Origin of the sequence: Bifidobacterium vansinderenii, assembly GCF_002234915.1 — a bacterium.
Classification (GTDB): Bacteria; Actinomycetota; Actinomycetes; order Actinomycetales; family Bifidobacteriaceae; genus Galliscardovia; species Galliscardovia vansinderenii.
Genome location: NZ_NEWD01000014.1, coordinates 1 through 18,593, shown reverse-complemented (window position 1 = coordinate 18,593; position 18,593 = coordinate 1). Strand labels below are relative to the sequence as shown.

The following is an 18,593-nucleotide window of genomic DNA, read 5'->3' as shown; positions in this document are numbered from 1 at the left end:
TCCGGGGGAGGGAGCTGGCCGGCATAGCCGGACTGAGGGAGGGCTTCAACCGAGACGTACGAACTCCATGCCTTCATGCCTCAAACGGCACAAACAGTAAAAGATTCATACTCCACAACAGTACGAAAACATAAACGGCGGGGCCGGGACATCCACCAAAAAGGTGGTATCCCGGCCCCGCCGTTTTATGCGTTGCGCGACCTTACGAAATCAGCGGGCCGCAATCAACCGGATCACGCCAGACCGGAGAGCTTGTTGATGAGCTCCGGGTCGCGGGTTGCGCCCTTGTCGGCGGAACGAGCGAACGCGGCGTAGACCTTCAGCGCCTGCGACACCTTACGATCGCGGTGAGCCACATAACCGTCACCGGCCTCCAGCTCGGCGCGACGCTGAGCCAGCTCCTCATCGGACAGCTCCACATTCACCTGACGATTCTCGATATCGATGTTGATGATATCGCCGTTCTTGATCAGCGCGATCGGACCCTTGTTCGCGGCCTCCGGGGCGATATGACCGATCGCCAGACCCGAGGAACCACCGGAGTAACGACCATCGGTCAGCATGGCCACCTGCTTGCCGATGCCCTTGCCCTTCACGAACGACGTCGGGTACAGCATCTCCTGCATGCCCGGGCCGCCCTTCGGACCCTCGTAGCGAATCACCAGAGCCATGCCCGGCTTCAGCGTATCGTTCAGAATCACCTCGATGGCCTGCTCCTGGGACTCGACCACCAGAGCCGGTCCGCGGAACTTCCAGATCTCCTCCGGCACGCCGGCGGTCTTCACCACGCAGCCGTCGGGAGCAAGGTTGCCACGCAGCACGGCCAGACCGCCCTCGTGAATCTCCGGATGATCAATATCGTGAATGGCACCGTTCTCACGATCGGTGTCGAGCGTGTCGAACGTCGTCTCGTGCGTCCACGGATCCGGGGAGATGATATGACCCGGAGCGGCGTGGAACAGACGCTTGGCTTCGTCGATGCAGGTGGGGCGCATGATGTCCCACGCGTCAAGCTTGGCCTCAAGCGACGGGTAATCCACCGAATGCGTGTCACGGTGCAGCTTGCCGGCGCGATCGAGCTCGCCGAGAATGCCGGTGATGCCGCCGGCGCGATGCACGTCGGAGATCTCCCACTTGCCGGACGGGCTGGCCTTGCAGATGCACGGCACGGTGTGGCTGATGCGTTCGATGTCGTCAAGTGTGAAGTCCACGTCGGCCGACTGCGCCATGGCGAGGATGTGCAGCACGGTGTTGGTGGAACCGCCCATGGCCACGTCCATGGTCATGGCGTTCTCAAACGCGTGCTTGGTGGCGATGGAACGCGGAAGCACCGAGTCATCGTCCTCGTGGTAGTAGCGGTTCGCGATATGCACGATCTCACGGCCGGCCTTCTCGAACAGCTCCTTGCGGTACTTGTGCGAGGCGAGCACGGTGCCGTTGCCCGGCAGAGCCAGGCCGATGGCCTCCGTCAGGCAGTTCATCGAATTGGCGGTGAACATGCCGGCGCAGGAACCACAGGTGGGGCACACGGTCTTCTCGTAGTTGAGCAGATCCTCCTCGGTGACGTTGTCGTCGGCGGACGCGTACATCACGGAGATCAGATCGGTGTTCTTCTTCACGGTGCCGTCGGCGAGCACCGTGGTGCCGGCCTCCATCGGACCTCCGGAAACGAAGATGGTCGGGATGTTCAGACGCAGGGCGGCCATGAGCATACCCGGGACCACCTTGTCGCAGTTCGGGATGCAGATCAGGGCATCGGCGCAGTGCGCGTTCACCTGGTATTCGACAGTATCGGCGATGATGTCACGGCTCGGCAGCGAGTACAGCATGCCGGTGTGGCCCATGGCGATGCCGTCGTCGACGGCCATGGTGTTGAATTCGCGGGGGATACCGCCCGCCTGCTTGATGGCCTCGGAAACCAGACGACCCACCTTGTTCAGGTGGACATGGCCGGGCAGGAACTCATCGAAGGAGTTTGCGATAGCCACGATCGGCTTGCCAAAGTCCTTGCCGTCGACACCGGCGGCACGGTAGAGGGCACGGGCGCCAGCGAATACGCGCCCATTCATGAGTTTTGCGGATCGCATTTCTGTCATGGCTCCCATTCAACCATTCGGGCCGAACCTATGAGCATGCTAATGTCGATATATGGAAGGATTTTCACAATAGGTCTTCACAAAACGGCCTGTTTGGGGTAAAATCCACTCGCCTAGGAAAGTACTTTCACATATATTCAAGTTTGGAGAACCAATGGCACTTGGTACCAGCCCGGAACCTCAGGGACTTGCAGACCCGCCCATCGACGATCTGATGCAGCACGCCGACTCCAAGTACGCGCTCGCCATCTTCGCAGCGAAGCGCGCACGTCAGATCAACTCCTATTTCACCCAGCTCAATGAAGGCCTGCTGCAGAACGTCGGCCCGCTGGTGGAATACCAGAACCAGGAGAAGCCGCTGTCCATCGCCTTCCGCGAGATCAACAACGGTCTTCTCGAGGAAACGCTCGGCGAGGACGATCTGAACGAGGGCAACTGATCCCTCCGATTTCGCCGTCTTGTATCGGGCATCCCGGTTCTCGGACGATGTCCGACACCATTGTTTCGTGGCGATCCCATCGTTGCGTATGCGTTGACGACGTCATGGCCGAATGATGCGGCGAGCTGAATATCGCCGACATACTTGCCGATGACCTTGCCGACGTGTAGAACTAAACGACAGGAGCGAACGAACTGAGGGCTCGCGCCGTCCGATCGATCATGATCGGGCAGGCACGGGCCCTTTTTTACAGCCTTCCCTCCACACAACAGAAAATCAAACCGTATCATTGTGCTTCGCCATAGAGCGGGGCGATAAGTCCGGAAAGGAATGATATGTCCAATCAGGAGCGCAAGCTCATCTCCGCCGAATCCGTAACCGAAGGCCACCCCGACAAGGTCTGCGATCAGATCTCCGACGAGATCCTCGACGATCTGCTTCGTCAGGACCCCCAGTCCCACGTCGCCGTAGAGACCTCGGCCGCCACGGGCGTGTTCCTTGTATTCGGCGAGGTGACTTCCGAAGGCTACGTAGACGTGCAGGCCAAGGTGCGCGAGACGCTGCGCCGCATTGGCTACACCTCCTCCGAGGTCGGCCTTGACGCCGACTCGTGTGGCGTGATCGTCGCCATCACCGGCCAGAGCGCCGAAATCAACCAGGGCGTCGCCCGTCTCAACACCGAACAGGAATCCGCCGCCAGCCGCGAGGAACGATACGAGGCCCAGGGCGCCGGCGATCAGGGCGTGATGTTCGGATACGCCACCGACGAGACCGACGTGCTCATGCCGCTGCCCGTGTACCTGGCCCATCGACTCGCCTTCCGCTTGGCCGAGGTGCGCAAGTCCGGCGAAGTGCCGCACCTGCGCCCGGACGGCAAGACCCAGGTGACCATCGAATACGACGAGAACGACCATCCGCTGCGCGTGGACACCGTGCTCATCTCCACCCAGCATGATCCCGAGGTCACGCAGGACTGGCTTCGCGGCCAGCTCAAGGAGCATGTGATCGACCCCGTGCTGGCCGATGTGCTCGACGACACCGTGAAGCACAACGACTACCGTCAGCTCGTCAACCCCACCGGCTCGTTCGTGCTCGGCGGTCCGGCCGCCGACGCAGGCCTGACCGGTCGTAAGATCATCGTCGACACCTACGGTGGCGCCGCTCATCACGGCGGCGGCGCGTTCAGCGGCAAGGACCCGTCCAAGGTGGACCGTTCCGCCGCGTACGCCACCCGTTGGGTCGCCAAGAACATCGTGGCCGCCGGCCTCGCCCACCGCGTCGAGGTACAGGTGGCGTACGCGATCGGCGTGGCCGACCCCGTCTCGATCAACGTGGAGACCTTCGGCACCGAGATCGGCGGCGTGACCCGCGAGCAGATCCAGCAGGCCGTGCGCAAGGTGTTCGACCTGCGCCCCGCCGCCATCATCGACGAGCTCGATCTCAAGCGTCCGATCTACGCGAAGACCGCGGCCTACGGCCACTTCGGCCGCAAGGACGTGCAGTTCCCGTGGGAGGAGACCAACCGCGTCGAGGAGCTCAAGTCCGCCATCGCCGCCATCTGATCGCCGAATGACATGCCGGACAATACGAAGGCATAAGTGAGGCAAACGATCATCGGCACGCATCCGTTCCGGGTGCGTGCCGATTTTTCGTTTGTCGCCTTCCGCGTTCGCACAGTCCCGCGTGATACGTTGGAGGAATGACGGGGACGCATGCCGAACAGCCGGCGCTCGACGGTCTGGCACCGCGGCGCAGGCGCAAGCGTGCCCCGGCGGAGAAGACCCCGGCCGACCACGATCCCATAGCCCGTGTGGTCATCGATGTGCAGGCCACGCATCTTGGACGCACCTTCGACTATCTGGTCGATGACAGGCAGGACAAGGATGCCATGCCCGGCGTTCGCGTTCGCGTTCGGTTCGGCCACAAGTTGCTCGACGGCTTCATCTGGCAGCGGGCGTCCGACAGCGACACTCCCACCTCCTCATTGCGATTTCTGGAACGCGTGGTGTCCCCGCGTGTGGTGCTGTCGCAACAGATGCGACAGGACATCGCCCGCGTGGCCGACGCCTTCGGCGGTACCCGCGCCAACATCATCCGTGTGGCGGTGCCTCCCCGCAGCGCCAAGGTCGATCGTGAATGGTCGCCGGGAGACAAGGCCGTCGCATCCCGAGCCATCGAACTGGAGACCCTGCTCGCCGAACCGGTATTTAAGGGACTCTCCCGCATAGAATCCACGTACTCGTCCGTCCGCGCACTCACGCAGGCGCTGGACTCCCACTCATACGCCCAGGTGGTCTGGGATAATCTGCCCGGCCCGAGGCTATGGGCCAGGGACCTGGCTTGGACTGTCGCTCACACGTTGATGCATGGCCGTTCCGCGGTCGTGGTACTGCCCGATATGCGGCACGTGGTCGATCTGGCACGATGCCTCGCCTCCTATGGATTGCGACCCTATGCGCCGTCGTCGAGCGGCAACGGCATCTGGTCGGGCGACGTGGCCACACTCGGCGCATCCATGGCGCCCGAGCTGCGCTACCGGTCCTACATGGCCGTGGCCACGGGAGCGGTGCGGTGCGTGATCGGCGTGCGCGCGGCCATGTACGCGCCGGTGGAGGGCAATGCGCTGTTCGCCATCGTCGACGACGCCGCCTATCAGAATGCCGACGGTCTCATGCCGTATGCCAACGCCCGTGACGTGCTGCGTCTGCGCGCCCAGGCGCATGGCGGCACGTTCCTGGTGGCCGGCCACGCCCGAAGCCCGCAAAGCCAGTGGGACGTCGATCACGACTCCCGGGTGGTCGAGGTGACGGCCAATCGTGCCGCGGCCAAGGACCTCACGCCATGGACCCGATGGCTCAACCGCGAGGAGCTGATGAGGCTCGCCGAGCCGGCCCTCGGGGCTCGTGTTCCCCACGTGGCCGTCGGCGTCATCAACCGTGCGTTGAAGCAGGGCGGCCCGGTGCTGCTGTCCGTGCCGCATCGGGGCGCGGGCACCGTGCTTGCCTGTTCCCGATGCCGTCGTCAGGCCCGCTGCCGCAGATGCTCCGGGCCTTTGCGTGGCATGCCCGGCGCGGCCCCGCAATGCCTGTGGTGCGGAGCCGCGGCCGTGGACTGGAAATGCCGGGAATGCGGCGATGAACGCCTGTACGGCGTGCGCGTGGACGCGGAAGGTACCATGCAGGAGCTGCAGGGCCTGTTCCGCGGTGTGCCGGTCATGATCTCCACGCCGAACCAGCCGCGTGGCATCATCGAGGACGTGGCCTACAAGCCGCAGATCGTCATCGCCACGCCCGGTGCCGAACCGCGCGTGGTGCCCATCCGCGGCATGGCGTCGGAGACCAACGGCTATCAGGCCGTGGCGATTCTGGACGCGTGGACCAGCCTGTATGCACCGGGCATCGACGCGCGCGTGGACGCTCTGACGGCATGGATGCGCGCCGCCGCGTTGTGCGTGCCGCGAACGCTCGGCGGTCAGGTGATGCTGATCGGCGAGTCCGATCCGGCGCTCGCCCAGTCCCTGGTGGTCTGGGATTCACGGATCCTCGCCACCAGGGAGGTCGCCGAACGCGCCGAAACGGTGCTGCCCCCCAGCGTGGCCGCGGCCGTGGTATGGGGTGACCGAGCCGCCGTGATGACGCTGCTGGACCGCATCGGTGCACTGTCCGGCGACTTTTCGGTGATCAGCATGCCCACTGCCGATGGGGGAGCGGGAGGCGAGGATGGCGCGATGGAGGAGTGGCCGGGCGTGCTCGGTCCGGTGGAGATTCCCGCGGAGCCGGGGCTGAACCGTCAGCTCGACGGCGTGACCGATCGCGTGCGCGCGTTGGTCCGCGTTCCACGAGGGCGGTGCGGCGAGCTCGCGGAACGGCTGCGCGTCGCCGTCGCCAAGCATGTGGCCTCGCGCACGGCCGGCGAGCTCCGTTTCAAGATCAATCCCAAGGACGTACTCTGAGGCCTGTTCGCCGCCGCCGGCCATGCTCGAGGAGCATGCGGCACGGGCCGTGTCGTCGTCCGTGCGGCGTGTTTCGATGGATGAGGCAATGACATCCGGCATGAACTACGTGAACTACGACATGGGACAAGGAGCCGTCATGAAGGGTTGGCCTGGAGAACCGCAGATGGAATACGACGTGCTGGTGGGGGAGGGCAATGCCGCCGGCGCGATGGGCAAGCCGATCGAGAACGTGATCTTCGACTTCGGCAACGTGCTGATCTACTGGCATCCCGAAGCGGTGCTGCTGCCGCGCTACAGCCAGCAGACCATCGACGCGTTCCTCGACAACGACGTGTCCGGCTTCTACGACGCCAACGACATGATGGACGGCGGCGCCGACCCGGATGAGGCGATCGCATGGATGCGCGCCACGCATGGTGACAAGTGGGCTGACATCCTGCGCTACTACATCGACAACTTCCGTGATTCGCTCACCGGCATCGTGCCGGGCGCACGCGTGCTGGTCAACGATCTTAAGGCCGCTGGACTGGGCGTATGGGGACTGTCCAACTGGGAGGCCGGTCTGTTCCACGTGGCCGAGGAGCAGTGCGACATCATTCGAGAGCTCGGCGGCAAGCTCGTCTCCGGATTCGTGAAGATGCGCAAACCGCATCGTGACATCTACGAGAAGGCTCTTGAGGAGTTCGGCATCAGCGCCGAGAGCAGCGTGTTCATTGACGACAAGGCCATGAACATCGTGGGCGCCAACGAGGCCGGCATTCGCGGTGTGCGATTCTCCGACCCGTGCAAGCTGCGTGCGCTGCTCATCGAGCATGGCGTGAACATTCCCGCCGTGCAGTGACCGCGATACTGATTGTTTGATGATTACGAAAGGATTAGTGTATTGAGGATTCTGTTCTGTGGCACTCCCGATGTTGCCGTGCCGTCGCTGAAGGCGCTGGCCGAGGCCGATGGCATTGAGGTGGCCTGCGTGCTCACCCGTCCCGACGCCCCGCGAGGCCGTGGACGCCGCCTGACGCCCAGTTCCGTCAAGATGGCGGCGCAGGAGCTTGGCATTCCGGTGATCGACGGCAATCCGCGCGACGAGGGATTCGTCGACGAACTCACTTCGCTGAACGTCGAGGCTGCCGCCGTGGTGGCTTATGGCCGCATCCTGCCGCAGAACGTGCTCGACGCATTGCCCAAGGGCTGGTACAACCTGCACTTTTCGCTGCTGCCGCAGTGGCGTGGCGCCGCGCCGGCACAGCGTGCCGTCTGGTCCGGCCAGCCAAGCACCGGCGCCACGGTGTTCCGCATCACGCTGGGCATGGATGAGGGGCCGATCCTATTGCAGAACCACACTGACATCAGTGATCGTGAAACATCCGGAGAACTGCTGGACCGTATGGCGATCAGCGGAGCCCCGCTGCTGGTGGACGCCATGCGATCCGTGGCCGACGGCACCGCACAGCCGGTCGATCAGCCGGAGGAAGGCGTGACCATCGCCGACAAGATCCGCACCGATGACGCCCACGTGATCTTCGATGCCCCGGTGGAGAACGTCGATCGTCAGATTCGCGCATGCACGCCCGAACCGGGTGCCTGGTGCGCGTTCACGGCGGACGCCGACGCCGTCGATGCGCAGCCGTTGACCCTGCACATCCTCGCCGCGGCTCCGGCCTCGGACGCTCCCAACGTGCCCGCTGACCTTGCCCCCGGCGAGCTGCGTGCTGGCAAGCGCAACGTATGGGTGGGCACCGCCACCACGCCGTTGGAACTGCTCGAGGTCAAGGCCCAGGGCAAGAAGGCCATGCGCGCGGCCGACTGGGCCCGTGGCGCACGACTCGGTTCGGAGGCCCGCTGTGCCTGAGTTCGATTCCCGTTCCGGCAGGCGCGACTCCCGTAGGCCCGGTCGTGCGAAGAACGCGCGGGGGCGGCGCCCGGCGAACAAGCCGGCGGCGGATCCTCGCGCCATCGCCTACGACGTCACTTCGCGCGTCAGCACCTCCGATAGCTTTGCGAACCTGCTGCTGCCGAGAGCGCTGGCCGCGGCGGGCATGGACGCACGCGGCAACGCTTTCGCCACCGAACTGGTCTACGGCACGCAACGCTGGCTCGGGCTGCTCGATGCGGTGATCGTCTTGGCTGCCAAACGTCCGGCATCCGACATCGACGGCACCATCCTCGACGTACTGCGCATCGGCGCGTTCCAGGCACTGTTCATGAACGTGCCCGACCATGCCGTCGTCTCCAAGAGCGTGGATCTGGCTCGCGCCAAGGCCGGCGCCCGCAGCGCGGGATTCGTCAACGCCGTGATGCATCGGATCGTCGCCCGCAGCCGTCAGGAGTGGGAATCCATCGTCGTCTCTCGCATCGGCAAGGACAAGCCCGCCGAGCGACTGGGTGTTCGATACTCGCATCCCGCATGGATCGTGGAGGAACTGGAGAAAGCGTGGAACGCCGCCGGCTATGTGGCGGACGCCGGTGCGCAGAACGCCGCCGATGATCCGATCAGCGCCATGCTGACCGCCGACAACGAAGCCCCCGACGTCACACTGGTGGCACGCCCGGGTCTGGTGACCCGTGACGAGCTCATCGCCCAGCTGCCCGAACGTGCCGAGCATGAGCCCGGACGCTGGAGTCCCTATGCCGTGCGCGTGCACGGCGTGAACCCGGAACGTCTGGCCTACGTGCGTGCCGGACTGGCCGGCGTGGAGGACGAGGGCAGCCAGCTCGCCGCACTGGCCTTGGCCTATGCGCCGATCGAGGGAGACAAGGACTCCGCATGGCTCGACATGTGCGCTGGCCCCGGCGGCAAGACCGCACTGCTGGGATCCCTGGCCGCACAGCGGCACGCCGTGCTCAACGCCAACGAACCCAGCGCCCATCGCGCCAAGCTGGTGCGCGACAATGTGCGTGCCCTGCCGGACGGCACGATCGGTGAGATCTGGGAGCGCGACGGCCGTGAACTGGGTGCCGCGCATGCCGGGGAGTTCGATCGCGTACTTGTGGACGCCCCCTGTTCGGGACTGGGATCGCTGCGCCGCCGCCCCGAGGCCCGCTGGCGCAAGAAGCCGGAAGACATCACCGAGCTGGCGGAGATCCAGCGTGCACTGCTGAACTCCGCACTCGACGCCACCCGCTCCGGCGGCACGGTCGCCTATGTGACCTGTTCTCCCGCGCTCGCCGAGACGCGCGAGATCGTGGACGCGGTGCTGGAATCCCGGAAGGACGCCGAACGGCTTGACGCGGTCGCGGCGCTGCGAGCGGTGAATCCCGCGATCCCGCTGCCGGAGAATCCCGGCGATGTGCAGCTTTTCGAACACCTGCACGGCACCGATCAGATGTTCATCAGCCTCATCCGCAAGCACTGAACCTTGGCACGGTCCCGGCCTCTGGCTCCCCTCTGTGAGGGGAGCTGTCGGCAACGCCGACTGAGGGGAGTACGGCCCCAACACCAACATGCGTGATGTTCAGGGCTATGGCCGCACCCGCCACGTTGCAGGCCGGAGCCCTAGAATCAGCTTTCGATGAAGCGGTCGATCTGCTTCTGGGCACCGAGGATGATCAGCTCGGCGTTGTGACGGATCACGATGTCGGTGGAACCGTACTGGAACTCCTCGCCGGGGTTCTTCACGCCGATCACGCTCACGCCGAACCGTTCGCGGATCAGCGAATCGGCGATGCTCTGCCCGCAGACGGAGGAGGGCGTGAGCACCTTCACCACCGAATACGGGCCTTCGATCTCGATGTAGTCAAGGAAGCGGCTGGCCAGCAGATGCCCCACGCGCTTGCCGCCGTCGGTTTCCGGGCGGAACACGTGGCTGGCGCCGATGCGCTGCAGAATACGCGTATGCTGGTGCGACACCGATTTGGCCCACACATCGGGAATGCCGGCGTCGAGCAGGTTGCCGGTGGCGAGGATCGATGCCTCAACACTGTCTCCGATCGCCACGAGCGCCGCGTCGAAGTTCGAGGCGTTGATCTGCTCCACGGCGAGCGGATCGGTCAGATCGGCCTCCATCACCGGCACGTTGCCGGCCCATCGGGCCACGATCATCGGATCCTTGTCCACGGCGAGCACGTCCTCGCCGAGTTCGCCCAACGTGCGAGCCGCCGCGGTGCCGAATCGTCCCAAACCAACCACAAGGATCGAACGGCTTTCGCTGTGTATGGCGCCCATCTGTTCCTTCCCTCTCGTAGTGCCATGCGTGAACAGTTGCTGCAATGCGGGAATCATCGTCACCACCTATCGAAAACTAACCGACAATGATACTTTCAGCCGGGTACCGTACCGCCTGCGGAGGCTGAGGCTTGGAGATGGCGTACGCCACCGTCATGGGGCCAAGTCGGCCGATGACCATCAGCGCCGCCAGCACATACAGCGTGCCGGGATTGCTTGGATCGGCCACGCCCAGCGTGTATCCGCCCAGACCGAACGCGGAGCAGCATTCGAACACGATGTCGGTGAGCGAACGGTTCGTGATGGTCAGCAGGATCAGCGACGCGACGTAGATCAGGATGCTGCAGGTGGCCGTGATGGCGACCGACATGATCACGGTCTGCGTGTGCAGACGCTTGCCGAACACGGAATCGTCCTTGCGGCGCAGGAACGCGGCCCGACACACCAGAATCAGCACGGCGAACGTGGTAACGCGAATGCCTCCGGCCGTAGATGCCGAACCGCCGCCGATGAACATGATCCACGACATGAACAGTTTCGTCTGCTCGCTCACGTGCGGCATCCACGAGATGTCGAATCCGGCCGAACGTGGCATGACCGCCGCCACTAGGGCGTGCCAGAGCTTCGACGACAGGTCGGCGTTATGGAACAGCGTGGTGTTGTTCCACTCCACGGACAGGAACCACAGCAGCGACGTGGTGACGATCGACATCGTGGTCACCACGGTGAGCTTGGTATGCAGATTCCAGCGCTTGGGGCCCTGCCGGCGGTGCGCGCACTGGAACACGTTGAGGATCACAGGGAAGCCGAGCGTGCCGACGAACGCGCTGAGCAGGATCGGCAGGCCGACCGACCAGCTGTTGATGTACAGGCCGGCCGTGTCCGGCGTGAAGCCGGCGTTGTTGTACGAGGCGACGGCGAAGAAGATAGCCTCCCACAGGGACTGCGACATCTGCCCCTCGTTAAGGCGCAGCAGGGCCGGGAACAGCATGCTGAACGCGATGATCTCCACACTGAACGTGCAGATCAACACCACGTTGATCACCGATCGCACCTCGCTGAGCTTCGAGGCGCCGAGCTCGTCGGCGGCGAGCAGTTGCTGGGTGACGCGGATACGACGGCTGATCGTCATGGTGATCAGCGACGCGAACGTCATGACGCCGAGACCGCCGAACTGAATGCACAGCAGAATCACCGCCTGGCCGAACAGGTTCCAGTATTCCGCGGTGTCCACGATGACGATGCCGCACGTGGACAGCGCCGATACGGTGGTGAAGAACGCGGTGTTGAAGTCGGTGGGCTGCCCGTCCCTCGACGTCGCCGGAAGGATGAGCAGTACCGTGCCCATCACGATCAGCACCAGAAAGTATGCGAGAGACAAGCGTCCAGGGTGCGAGAGCATGCGTTCGGTAAACGCTCTGCGCACGGACGGAGTCTTGGTTTGCGAGGATGAGAACCCACGCCACACGGATCGTCTGTCGTTGTCCACCTCAGCACGCTAACTCCGTAGGCAGACAAGTCGATCACAAGTTGATCACATTGATCGTGTGGACGATCGTGCGGCCGAGAGCCGGTCAGGCCTGATCGATGATTGCAAACGCGCGCATGAGATCGCGTTCGTCGATCGCATGCGGTGCCGCGGCACGCGTCTTGGGCTTGGCGCAGAACGCGATGCCCACGCCCGCCGCCTGAATCATGGGAATGTCGTTGGCGCCGTCGCCGATCGCCACGGTGTGCGCCATGTCGATGCCGCATTCGCCGGCCCAGCGTCGCAGGGCGGCGAGCTTCGTCTCCTTGGTCACAATATCGCCGATCAGACGGCCGGTGATCCTGCCGTCCGTCACTTCCAGCGTGTTCGCCAGACAATAGTCGATGCCGGCGTCGGCGACCAGACGATCGGCCACCTCATGGAATCCTCCGGAGACCACGCCTACCTTCCAGCCGCGCGCATGCGCGGTACGAACCAGATCAAGCGCACCCGGCGTGAAACTGGTGCGCCGGTACACACGGTCGAACACCGACACATCCATGCCGGCCAGAAGCCCCACGCGTTCGGTGAGCGCCTGACGGAAGTCAAGTTCGCCGCGCATGGCGCGTTCGGTGATGGCCGCCACCTTGTTGCCGATGCCGGCCTCGGCGCCCAGCATGTCGATGACCTCCTCGTTGATCAGCGTGGAGTCGATGTCCATGACAATCAATCGCATTCCGTCGTGGGCGCCGCCGGTGGATTCATCGGCGCCGGTGATGGCGGGGGAGGAGAACATGGTCGGACGGCTGATGGTGAAGGAACGTGTACGCATTCCACCCATTGTTTCCATGCGCGGGGACAATCATCGCGAATCGCCGTGAATCGTCGCGAACACGGTACGGCGTGCGGCCGGTGTCGCGTAGGCTAGGAGTGGATATGACGGACGGGGCATGCCCCGGGAAGGAATCGTGCGGACGATGGATAAGACCGAGACGATGCGAGGGAAGGACAAGTCGGGCGGGACGGGCGAGCCGGCCACCGGGAACGACGACATGAACGATCTGCAGGAACGCTACACGCGCATGGCCGAGCACGCCGACGTGCTGCAGGCGAAGAACCACGCGCTCGCCCAGGCGCTCAACCGCGCGGGCAAGGAACTGAGGCAGGCCAAGTCCCAGCTCAACTCCCTGGCACAGCCTCCGGAGAACTTCGCACTGTTCGTCCGCGTGGATTCCAGCCATATCGACGAGGACGGCGTGCGTCATGCGGCGGCCGAAGTGGTGATGGGATCACGCCGCATGGTGGTGCCCATCTCGTCGCTGGTGAACGTCGACCGGCTCTCCTGCGGACAGACCGTACTGCTCAACGAGAACATGGTGATCGTGGCCACACGCGATCTGCCGATCACCGGTCAGGTGCGCACGGTCGAGGAGACGCTGGCATCGGGCCGGCTGCTGCTCGCCGACCAGTCGGGGCAGCTGTCCGTGGCGGGGCGGGCAGGCGCGCTCGCCAACGCGGAGCTGACGCGCGGCGACCGTGTGGTGGTGGACCAGTCCTGTTCGATCGCGATCGAAAAACTGGCCCGTCCGGACGAGGACGATCTGGTATTGGAGGAGACTCCCGACGTCTCGTTCGACGACATCGGTGGCCTGGACGCGCAGATCGGGCAGATCCGCGACGCCGTGGAGCTGCCGTTCCTGCACCGGGACCTGTTCGAACGCTACGATCTCAATCCTCCGCGCGGCGTGCTGCTGTACGGTCCTCCGGGCAACGGCAAAACGTTGATCGCCAAGGCCGTGGCCCATTCGCTGGCACAGGGATCCGGCGGCGGAACCGGCGTGTTCCTGTCGGTCAAGGGGCCGGAGATCCTGAGCAAGTTCGTGGGTGAATCCGAACGCATCATCCGTTCGATCTTCGAACGGGCGCGTCGCCGTGCGGCGGGCGGATCCCCGGTCATCGTGTTCATCGACGAAATGGATTCGCTGCTGCGTACCCGCGGCTCGGGCGTCTCCTCCGACGTGGAGACGACGATCGTGCCGCAGTTCCTCGCCGAACTCGACGGCATCGAGGAGCTCAACAACGTGATGGTGATCGGCGCGTCGAACCGCGTGGACATGATCGACCCCGCGGTGCTGCGTCCGGGGCGCCTCGACGTGAAGATCCGCATCGACAGGCCCAAGGGTCCGCAGGCCGCATCCATTCTGCGGCATTATCTGACCGACGACCTGCCGCTGGCCGACGGCATGACCGCCGACGCTCTGATCGCCGTGATGGTGGGAGACATCTTCCGCAGGGACGAAAGCCGCCACGTATGCGACATCGCCGACGAGCAGGGCAAGTGGACGAGCATATACTTCGGCGACCTGATCTCCGGAGCCATGCTCAAGAACATCGTGGACCGTGCCAAGACGGCGGCGGTCAAGGCGTCGATCGCCGGCGGCCGCCCGGCCAGACTGGACGCCGCGATGCTCGGCCGCGGCATCGAGGAGGAATACGGCGAATCCGTGGATTCGATCACCGGAGCCAACCCCGAACAGTGGGCGCGGCTCAACGGCATCGAATCGGGACGCGTGACCGCCATGATCCCCGTACGCCGATAAACGACCATACCGAGCCGATCTCGGCGACGGCAATAACGACGACAGCGACAACAACAGCGACCAGATGGGAGCAGAACAGACCATGACCGTACTGCGCGTGATGGGCACGGAAACCGAATACGCCGTGACCGACAGGACCAATCCCCGTGCAAACCCCGTGCAACTGTCGTTCGACGTGGTGGACGGCGCCGCCGACGACGAACACCGCCACATCCGCTGGGACTACCGAGGCGAGGATCCGGTCAACGATGCGCGCGGCTACCGTCTGGAACGCGCGTCCGCCCGGCGCGACATGCTCACCGACTCCCCGCAGCTGCAGGTGGTCAACACCATCGCCCCCAACGGTGGCCGCATCTACGTGGACCACGCCCACCCCGAGTATTCGGCGCCCGAGACCCTCGACCCATTCCAGGCGCTGCTCTACGATCGCGCCGGAGACCGGCTCATGCTCGCCGCCGCGCGCGAGGCATCCGCCCGCACCGGCAAGCGCATCGAACTGTTCCGCAACAACGTGGACGGCAAGGGCGCCAGCTGGGGGTCGCACGAAAGCTACCAAATCCTCAGATCCGTGCCGTTCGACCTGCTCATCGCGATCATGACGCCGCACTTCGTCACCCGCCAGACCTACTGCGGCACCGGACGCGTCGGACTGGGCGAACGATGCGAGACCGCGGGATTCCAGTTATCCCAGCGCGCCGACTACGTGCACGCCAAGGTCGGACTGCAGACCACCTTCGACCGTCCGATCATCAACACGCGCGACGAATCGCACAGCACCGACCGATACCGTCGCCTGCACGTGATCGTCGGCGACGCCAACCGCATGGATACGCCGGAGGCGCTGCGACTGGGCACGACCAGCATGATCGCATGGCTCGCCGAGCATGCCGACGAGGCCGGCTACGATCTGCAGGCACTCGCAGACCGACTCACGCCGGCCGATCCGGTCGAGGCCATCCACATGGTCTCCCACGATCTGACGCTGCGGCAGCCGTACGCCACCGAGGACGGCGGCACCATCACGGCATGGCAGACGCAGGTGCTGCTGCGATCGGCCGTCTACGAGGTGGCCGCCGGCGTATACGGCACCGACATCGACGGCGAACCGCTCTGGCCGGACGAGCCCACCAAGCGCATCATGGCCATGTGGGGCACGGCGCTCGAGGACGTGGCGCGCGTATCCCATGCCGATGACGAGGAACGCATGGGCATGACCGGCGCCGCCGGACGGCTCGAATGGCTGCTCAAATGGCAGCTCATGGAGCGGCTGCGCACCAAGCGCGGTCTGGGCTGGGACGATCCGAAGATCCGCGCCATGGACATCGCATGGGCCGCGTTGGAGCCCAAGGCCTCGGTATTCGAGGCCGTGCGCGCTCACGCCATCTCGCTCATCGATAACACCGCGCTCGGCGACGCCTGCTCTCAGGCGCCGTCCGACACCCGTGCGTGGCTGCGCGCCGAAGTGGTCCGTCGATTCCCGAACGACGTGGTGGCCGCATCCTGGCGGTCGATCACCGTACGGGGAGGCGACGGCCAGCTGCACGACATCGACATCGCCGATCCCGGCGAACACACCGAATCCGACTGCCTCGCCTTGCTGGAAACCGTGGAAAACGTGGACGATCTCGTTCAGGCGTTTTCCGCCGATCGATAAGACGGTACTATAGTGGCCGGCAATCAGGGCTCCCACGGTGCGAAGCCCACGGTCGACGGCCTCCGACAAGGCGCCGAAACCGGCGATGGAGATGGCATTGACGAAGACACCGAGACGGCACCGACGAAACAGCACCGACAAAACGGTTGATGAAGGACGGATGACAGGCGTATCGATACGCCGCTGGAAGGAGACACGATGACAGACAGGGACATGCGAGAACTCACCGTGAAGGTGGCCGAAGTACTCAAGGACGCCGGCGAACTGGCCCTGCAGGATCAGATCAAGCCGCACGATCTCACCAAGGCCATGCACACCAAGACCCGTCACGGCAGCATGTTCTCCTCCGAAGTGGACGAGCGCCTGGTGCGATACTGCCATGAGCGGATCAATGCGATCGAACCGCACGAATGCTGGGAGGAGGTCGGATCCGACATCAAGCCGGGCGGCCTCTACTGGTGCATCGGCCACGTAGACGGATCCATCAACTACGTGCGCAACATGCCCGAATGGACGGTCACCGTCTCCCTGTTCGAGGTGGACGACGACAACAACGGCACCCCGATCCTCGGCGTGGTGCACGCGCCGGCGCTCGGCCTGACCTACATGGCCGCCCAGGGCAAGGGCGCGATCCGCGTGCGCGAGACCAAGCAGGGGCCCAAGCGCGAGAAGATCATGCCGTCCACCACCAACACGCTCAAGGACTCGGTGGTGAGCTTCGGCATGTCGTACTTCTCCGATGAATCCGCCCGCGCCCTGAAGACCGTGGCCGCCATCGCCGGCAAGCCCGCCGACGTCAAGCGAGTGGGCCCGGTCTCGATGGATCTGTGCAAGGTGGCCGACGGCACGTACGACGCCTACTTCGAACCGTCCCTGCATTCCTGGGACGTTCCCGGCGTGTCCGCGGGATCCGTGGTGCTGCGCGAGGCCCAGGGACACATCGAACGCTGGGACGGCACCGACGTGGTATGGGGAGCGAACAACGACATCGTGGCCTCCAACGGCCCGATCATGGACGAACTGCGTCCCTACCTCAACTAGACGACTAGAACTGAATACAACCGAAGGCGGGGCTTCCCGCCTTCCCGGAAATTCCGGAGAACAAAGGAGCACACATGCCGCAGGAACAGGAACGTCGTTCGCAGCAGTCCCAGCAGTCGACGCAGGCCGAAGGCCAGGAGACCGCCCGCGTGGAGTCCGACTTCGCCGAGCAGGCTTCCGGCCTCGACGCGCTGCTCGACGACATCGAATCGACGCTGGAGACCAATGCCGAGGAATACGTCTCCAGCTTTGTGCAGAAGGGCGGCGAGTGAGTGCCGCAGCTTCGTGACAGCCGCGACAGCGGCACCGCGGGAGTCCATGCCGGTGCCGAGCATGCAGCGGGATTCGAGCGCATCTTCGGCGTCGAGACCGAATACGGCGTGGCCGTGACCGGAACGGACAGGCCGGCCGACCCCGGCCAGGTGGCGATGACCATGTTCCGTCCCGTGGTGTCGCGCTCGCGTTCCACCAACACGTATCTGTCGAACGGTTCGCGCCTGTACCTCGACGTTGGCAGCCATCCGGAGTATGCCACCGCCGAGGCGTTGGATCCACTGACCGCATTGGCTCAGGATCTGGCGGGGGAGCGGGTCATGCGCCGTCTTGCCGTCGAGGCGCAGGACGAACTGCGCAAAACCCATGGCGCGCATGCCCGCATCCATCTGTTCAAGAACAACGTGGACTCCGCCGGACACTCCTTCGGCTGCCATGAGAACTATCTGCTGCGTCGGCAGGTGCCGCTCAGCGCCATCGAACATGAGCTCATTCCGTTCCTGGTCACCCGACAGCTGTACACCGGCGCTGGCAGGTTCACCGCCGACCCCACGATTCCCGACGGATTCGAGATCTCGCAGCGTGCGGAATTTCTCGACGATGCGGTCTCCAGCGCCACCACGCGCTCCCGGCCCATGGTCAACACGCGTGACGAACCGCACGCCGACTCCGATCTGTTCCGACGCCTGCATGTGATCGTGGGGGACTCCAACCGTTCGCAGACCGTTACATGGATGAAACTGGCGGCCACTCATCTGGTGCTTTGCGTGATCGAACAGGCGTGGCGCGAGAACCGCCCCTCCGGCTTCGAACGATTCACGCTGGCCGACCCCGGCGAGGCCATCCGCTCCGTCAGCCGTGACCGTACCGGGCGCGCCCCGCTACGTCTGGCCGATGGAACGACG

Annotated in this window: 15 protein-coding genes; 11 read left to right on the top strand and 4 right to left on the bottom strand. The window is 64.6% G+C overall.

Annotated elements, in window-relative coordinates; all coding sequences use genetic code 11:
- Positions 1–233 precede the first annotated feature (233 nt).
- Positions 234–2,096: a dihydroxy-acid dehydratase gene (gene ilvD, locus Tam10B_RS05875; RefSeq protein ID WP_093960327.1), complete on the bottom strand. Its 1,863-nt coding sequence runs from the start codon at positions 2,094–2,096 to the stop codon at positions 234–236.
- Positions 2,097–2,250: 154 nt separating this feature from the next.
- Here ilvD and rpoZ point away from each other — a divergent pair, with 154 nt between their 5' ends.
- The 6 genes from rpoZ (at position 2,251) to Tam10B_RS05845 (ending at position 9,843) form a co-directional block, all read left to right on the top strand.
- Positions 2,251–2,535, top strand: a complete 285-nt coding sequence (gene rpoZ, locus Tam10B_RS05870) for a DNA-directed RNA polymerase subunit omega (RefSeq protein WP_093960326.1) — start codon at positions 2,251–2,253, stop codon at positions 2,533–2,535.
- A 335-nt stretch (positions 2,536–2,870) separates the two neighbouring features.
- Positions 2,871–4,097, top strand: coding sequence for a methionine adenosyltransferase (gene metK, locus Tam10B_RS05865; RefSeq protein WP_093960325.1), 1,227 nt, complete (start codon positions 2,871–2,873; stop codon positions 4,095–4,097).
- Between the two features lie 137 nt (positions 4,098–4,234).
- A complete protein-coding gene (locus Tam10B_RS05860; RefSeq protein WP_093960324.1) occupies positions 4,235–6,487 on the top strand; it encodes a primosomal protein N' family DNA-binding protein in 2,253 nt (750 codons plus the stop codon).
- 139 nt (positions 6,488–6,626) lie between these two features.
- Positions 6,627–7,331, top strand: coding sequence for an HAD family hydrolase (locus Tam10B_RS05855; RefSeq protein ID WP_093960369.1), 705 nt, complete (start codon positions 6,627–6,629; stop codon positions 7,329–7,331).
- 33 nt (positions 7,332–7,364) lie between these two features.
- A complete protein-coding gene (gene fmt / locus Tam10B_RS05850) occupies positions 7,365–8,339 on the top strand; it encodes a methionyl-tRNA formyltransferase (protein WP_093960368.1) in 975 nt (324 codons plus the stop codon).
- Entirely contained in the window at positions 8,332–9,843 is a 1,512-nt protein-coding gene (locus Tam10B_RS05845) for an RsmB/NOP family class I SAM-dependent RNA methyltransferase (protein ID WP_093960323.1), read from the top strand. Before fmt ends, Tam10B_RS05845 begins: the two co-directional genes overlap by 8 nt.
- A gap of 146 nt (positions 9,844–9,989) precedes the next feature.
- Here the strand turns inward: Tam10B_RS05845 and Tam10B_RS05840 are convergent, their stop codons facing one another.
- From Tam10B_RS05840 to serB, 3 genes are all read right to left on the bottom strand, one after another.
- Complete coding sequence (locus Tam10B_RS05840; protein WP_093960322.1) at positions 9,990–10,652, bottom strand: potassium channel family protein; 663 nt, start codon at positions 10,650–10,652, stop codon at positions 9,990–9,992.
- 76 nt (positions 10,653–10,728) lie between these two features.
- The gene (locus Tam10B_RS05835; RefSeq protein ID WP_233133617.1) at positions 10,729–12,033 is read right to left on the bottom strand and encodes a TrkH family potassium uptake protein; all 1,305 of its coding nucleotides are present in this window, start codon (positions 12,031–12,033) and stop codon (positions 10,729–10,731) included.
- A 193-nt stretch (positions 12,034–12,226) separates the two neighbouring features.
- Complete coding sequence (serB, locus tag Tam10B_RS05830) at positions 12,227–12,856, bottom strand: phosphoserine phosphatase SerB (RefSeq protein ID WP_233133622.1); 630 nt, start codon at positions 12,854–12,856, stop codon at positions 12,227–12,229.
- A gap of 259 nt (positions 12,857–13,115) precedes the next feature.
- Here serB and arc point away from each other — a divergent pair, with 259 nt between their 5' ends.
- From arc to Tam10B_RS05805, 5 genes are all read left to right on the top strand, one after another.
- A complete protein-coding gene (arc, locus tag Tam10B_RS05825) occupies positions 13,116–14,720 on the top strand; it encodes a proteasome ATPase (RefSeq protein WP_093960366.1) in 1,605 nt (534 codons plus the stop codon).
- An 82-nt stretch (positions 14,721–14,802) separates the two neighbouring features.
- The gene (dop, locus tag Tam10B_RS05820) at positions 14,803–16,374 is read left to right on the top strand and encodes a depupylase/deamidase Dop (protein WP_093960320.1); all 1,572 of its coding nucleotides are present in this window, start codon (positions 14,803–14,805) and stop codon (positions 16,372–16,374) included.
- A gap of 198 nt (positions 16,375–16,572) precedes the next feature.
- Entirely contained in the window at positions 16,573–17,415 is an 843-nt protein-coding gene (locus tag Tam10B_RS05815; protein WP_093960319.1) for an inositol monophosphatase family protein, read from the top strand.
- 74 nt (positions 17,416–17,489) lie between these two features.
- Positions 17,490–17,687: a ubiquitin-like protein Pup gene (locus Tam10B_RS05810; RefSeq protein ID WP_093960318.1), complete on the top strand. Its 198-nt coding sequence runs from the start codon at positions 17,490–17,492 to the stop codon at positions 17,685–17,687.
- Positions 17,688–18,593: proteasome accessory factor PafA2 family protein (locus tag Tam10B_RS05805; RefSeq protein ID WP_198947540.1), on the top strand; the 906-nt coding region annotated here is incomplete at its 3' end.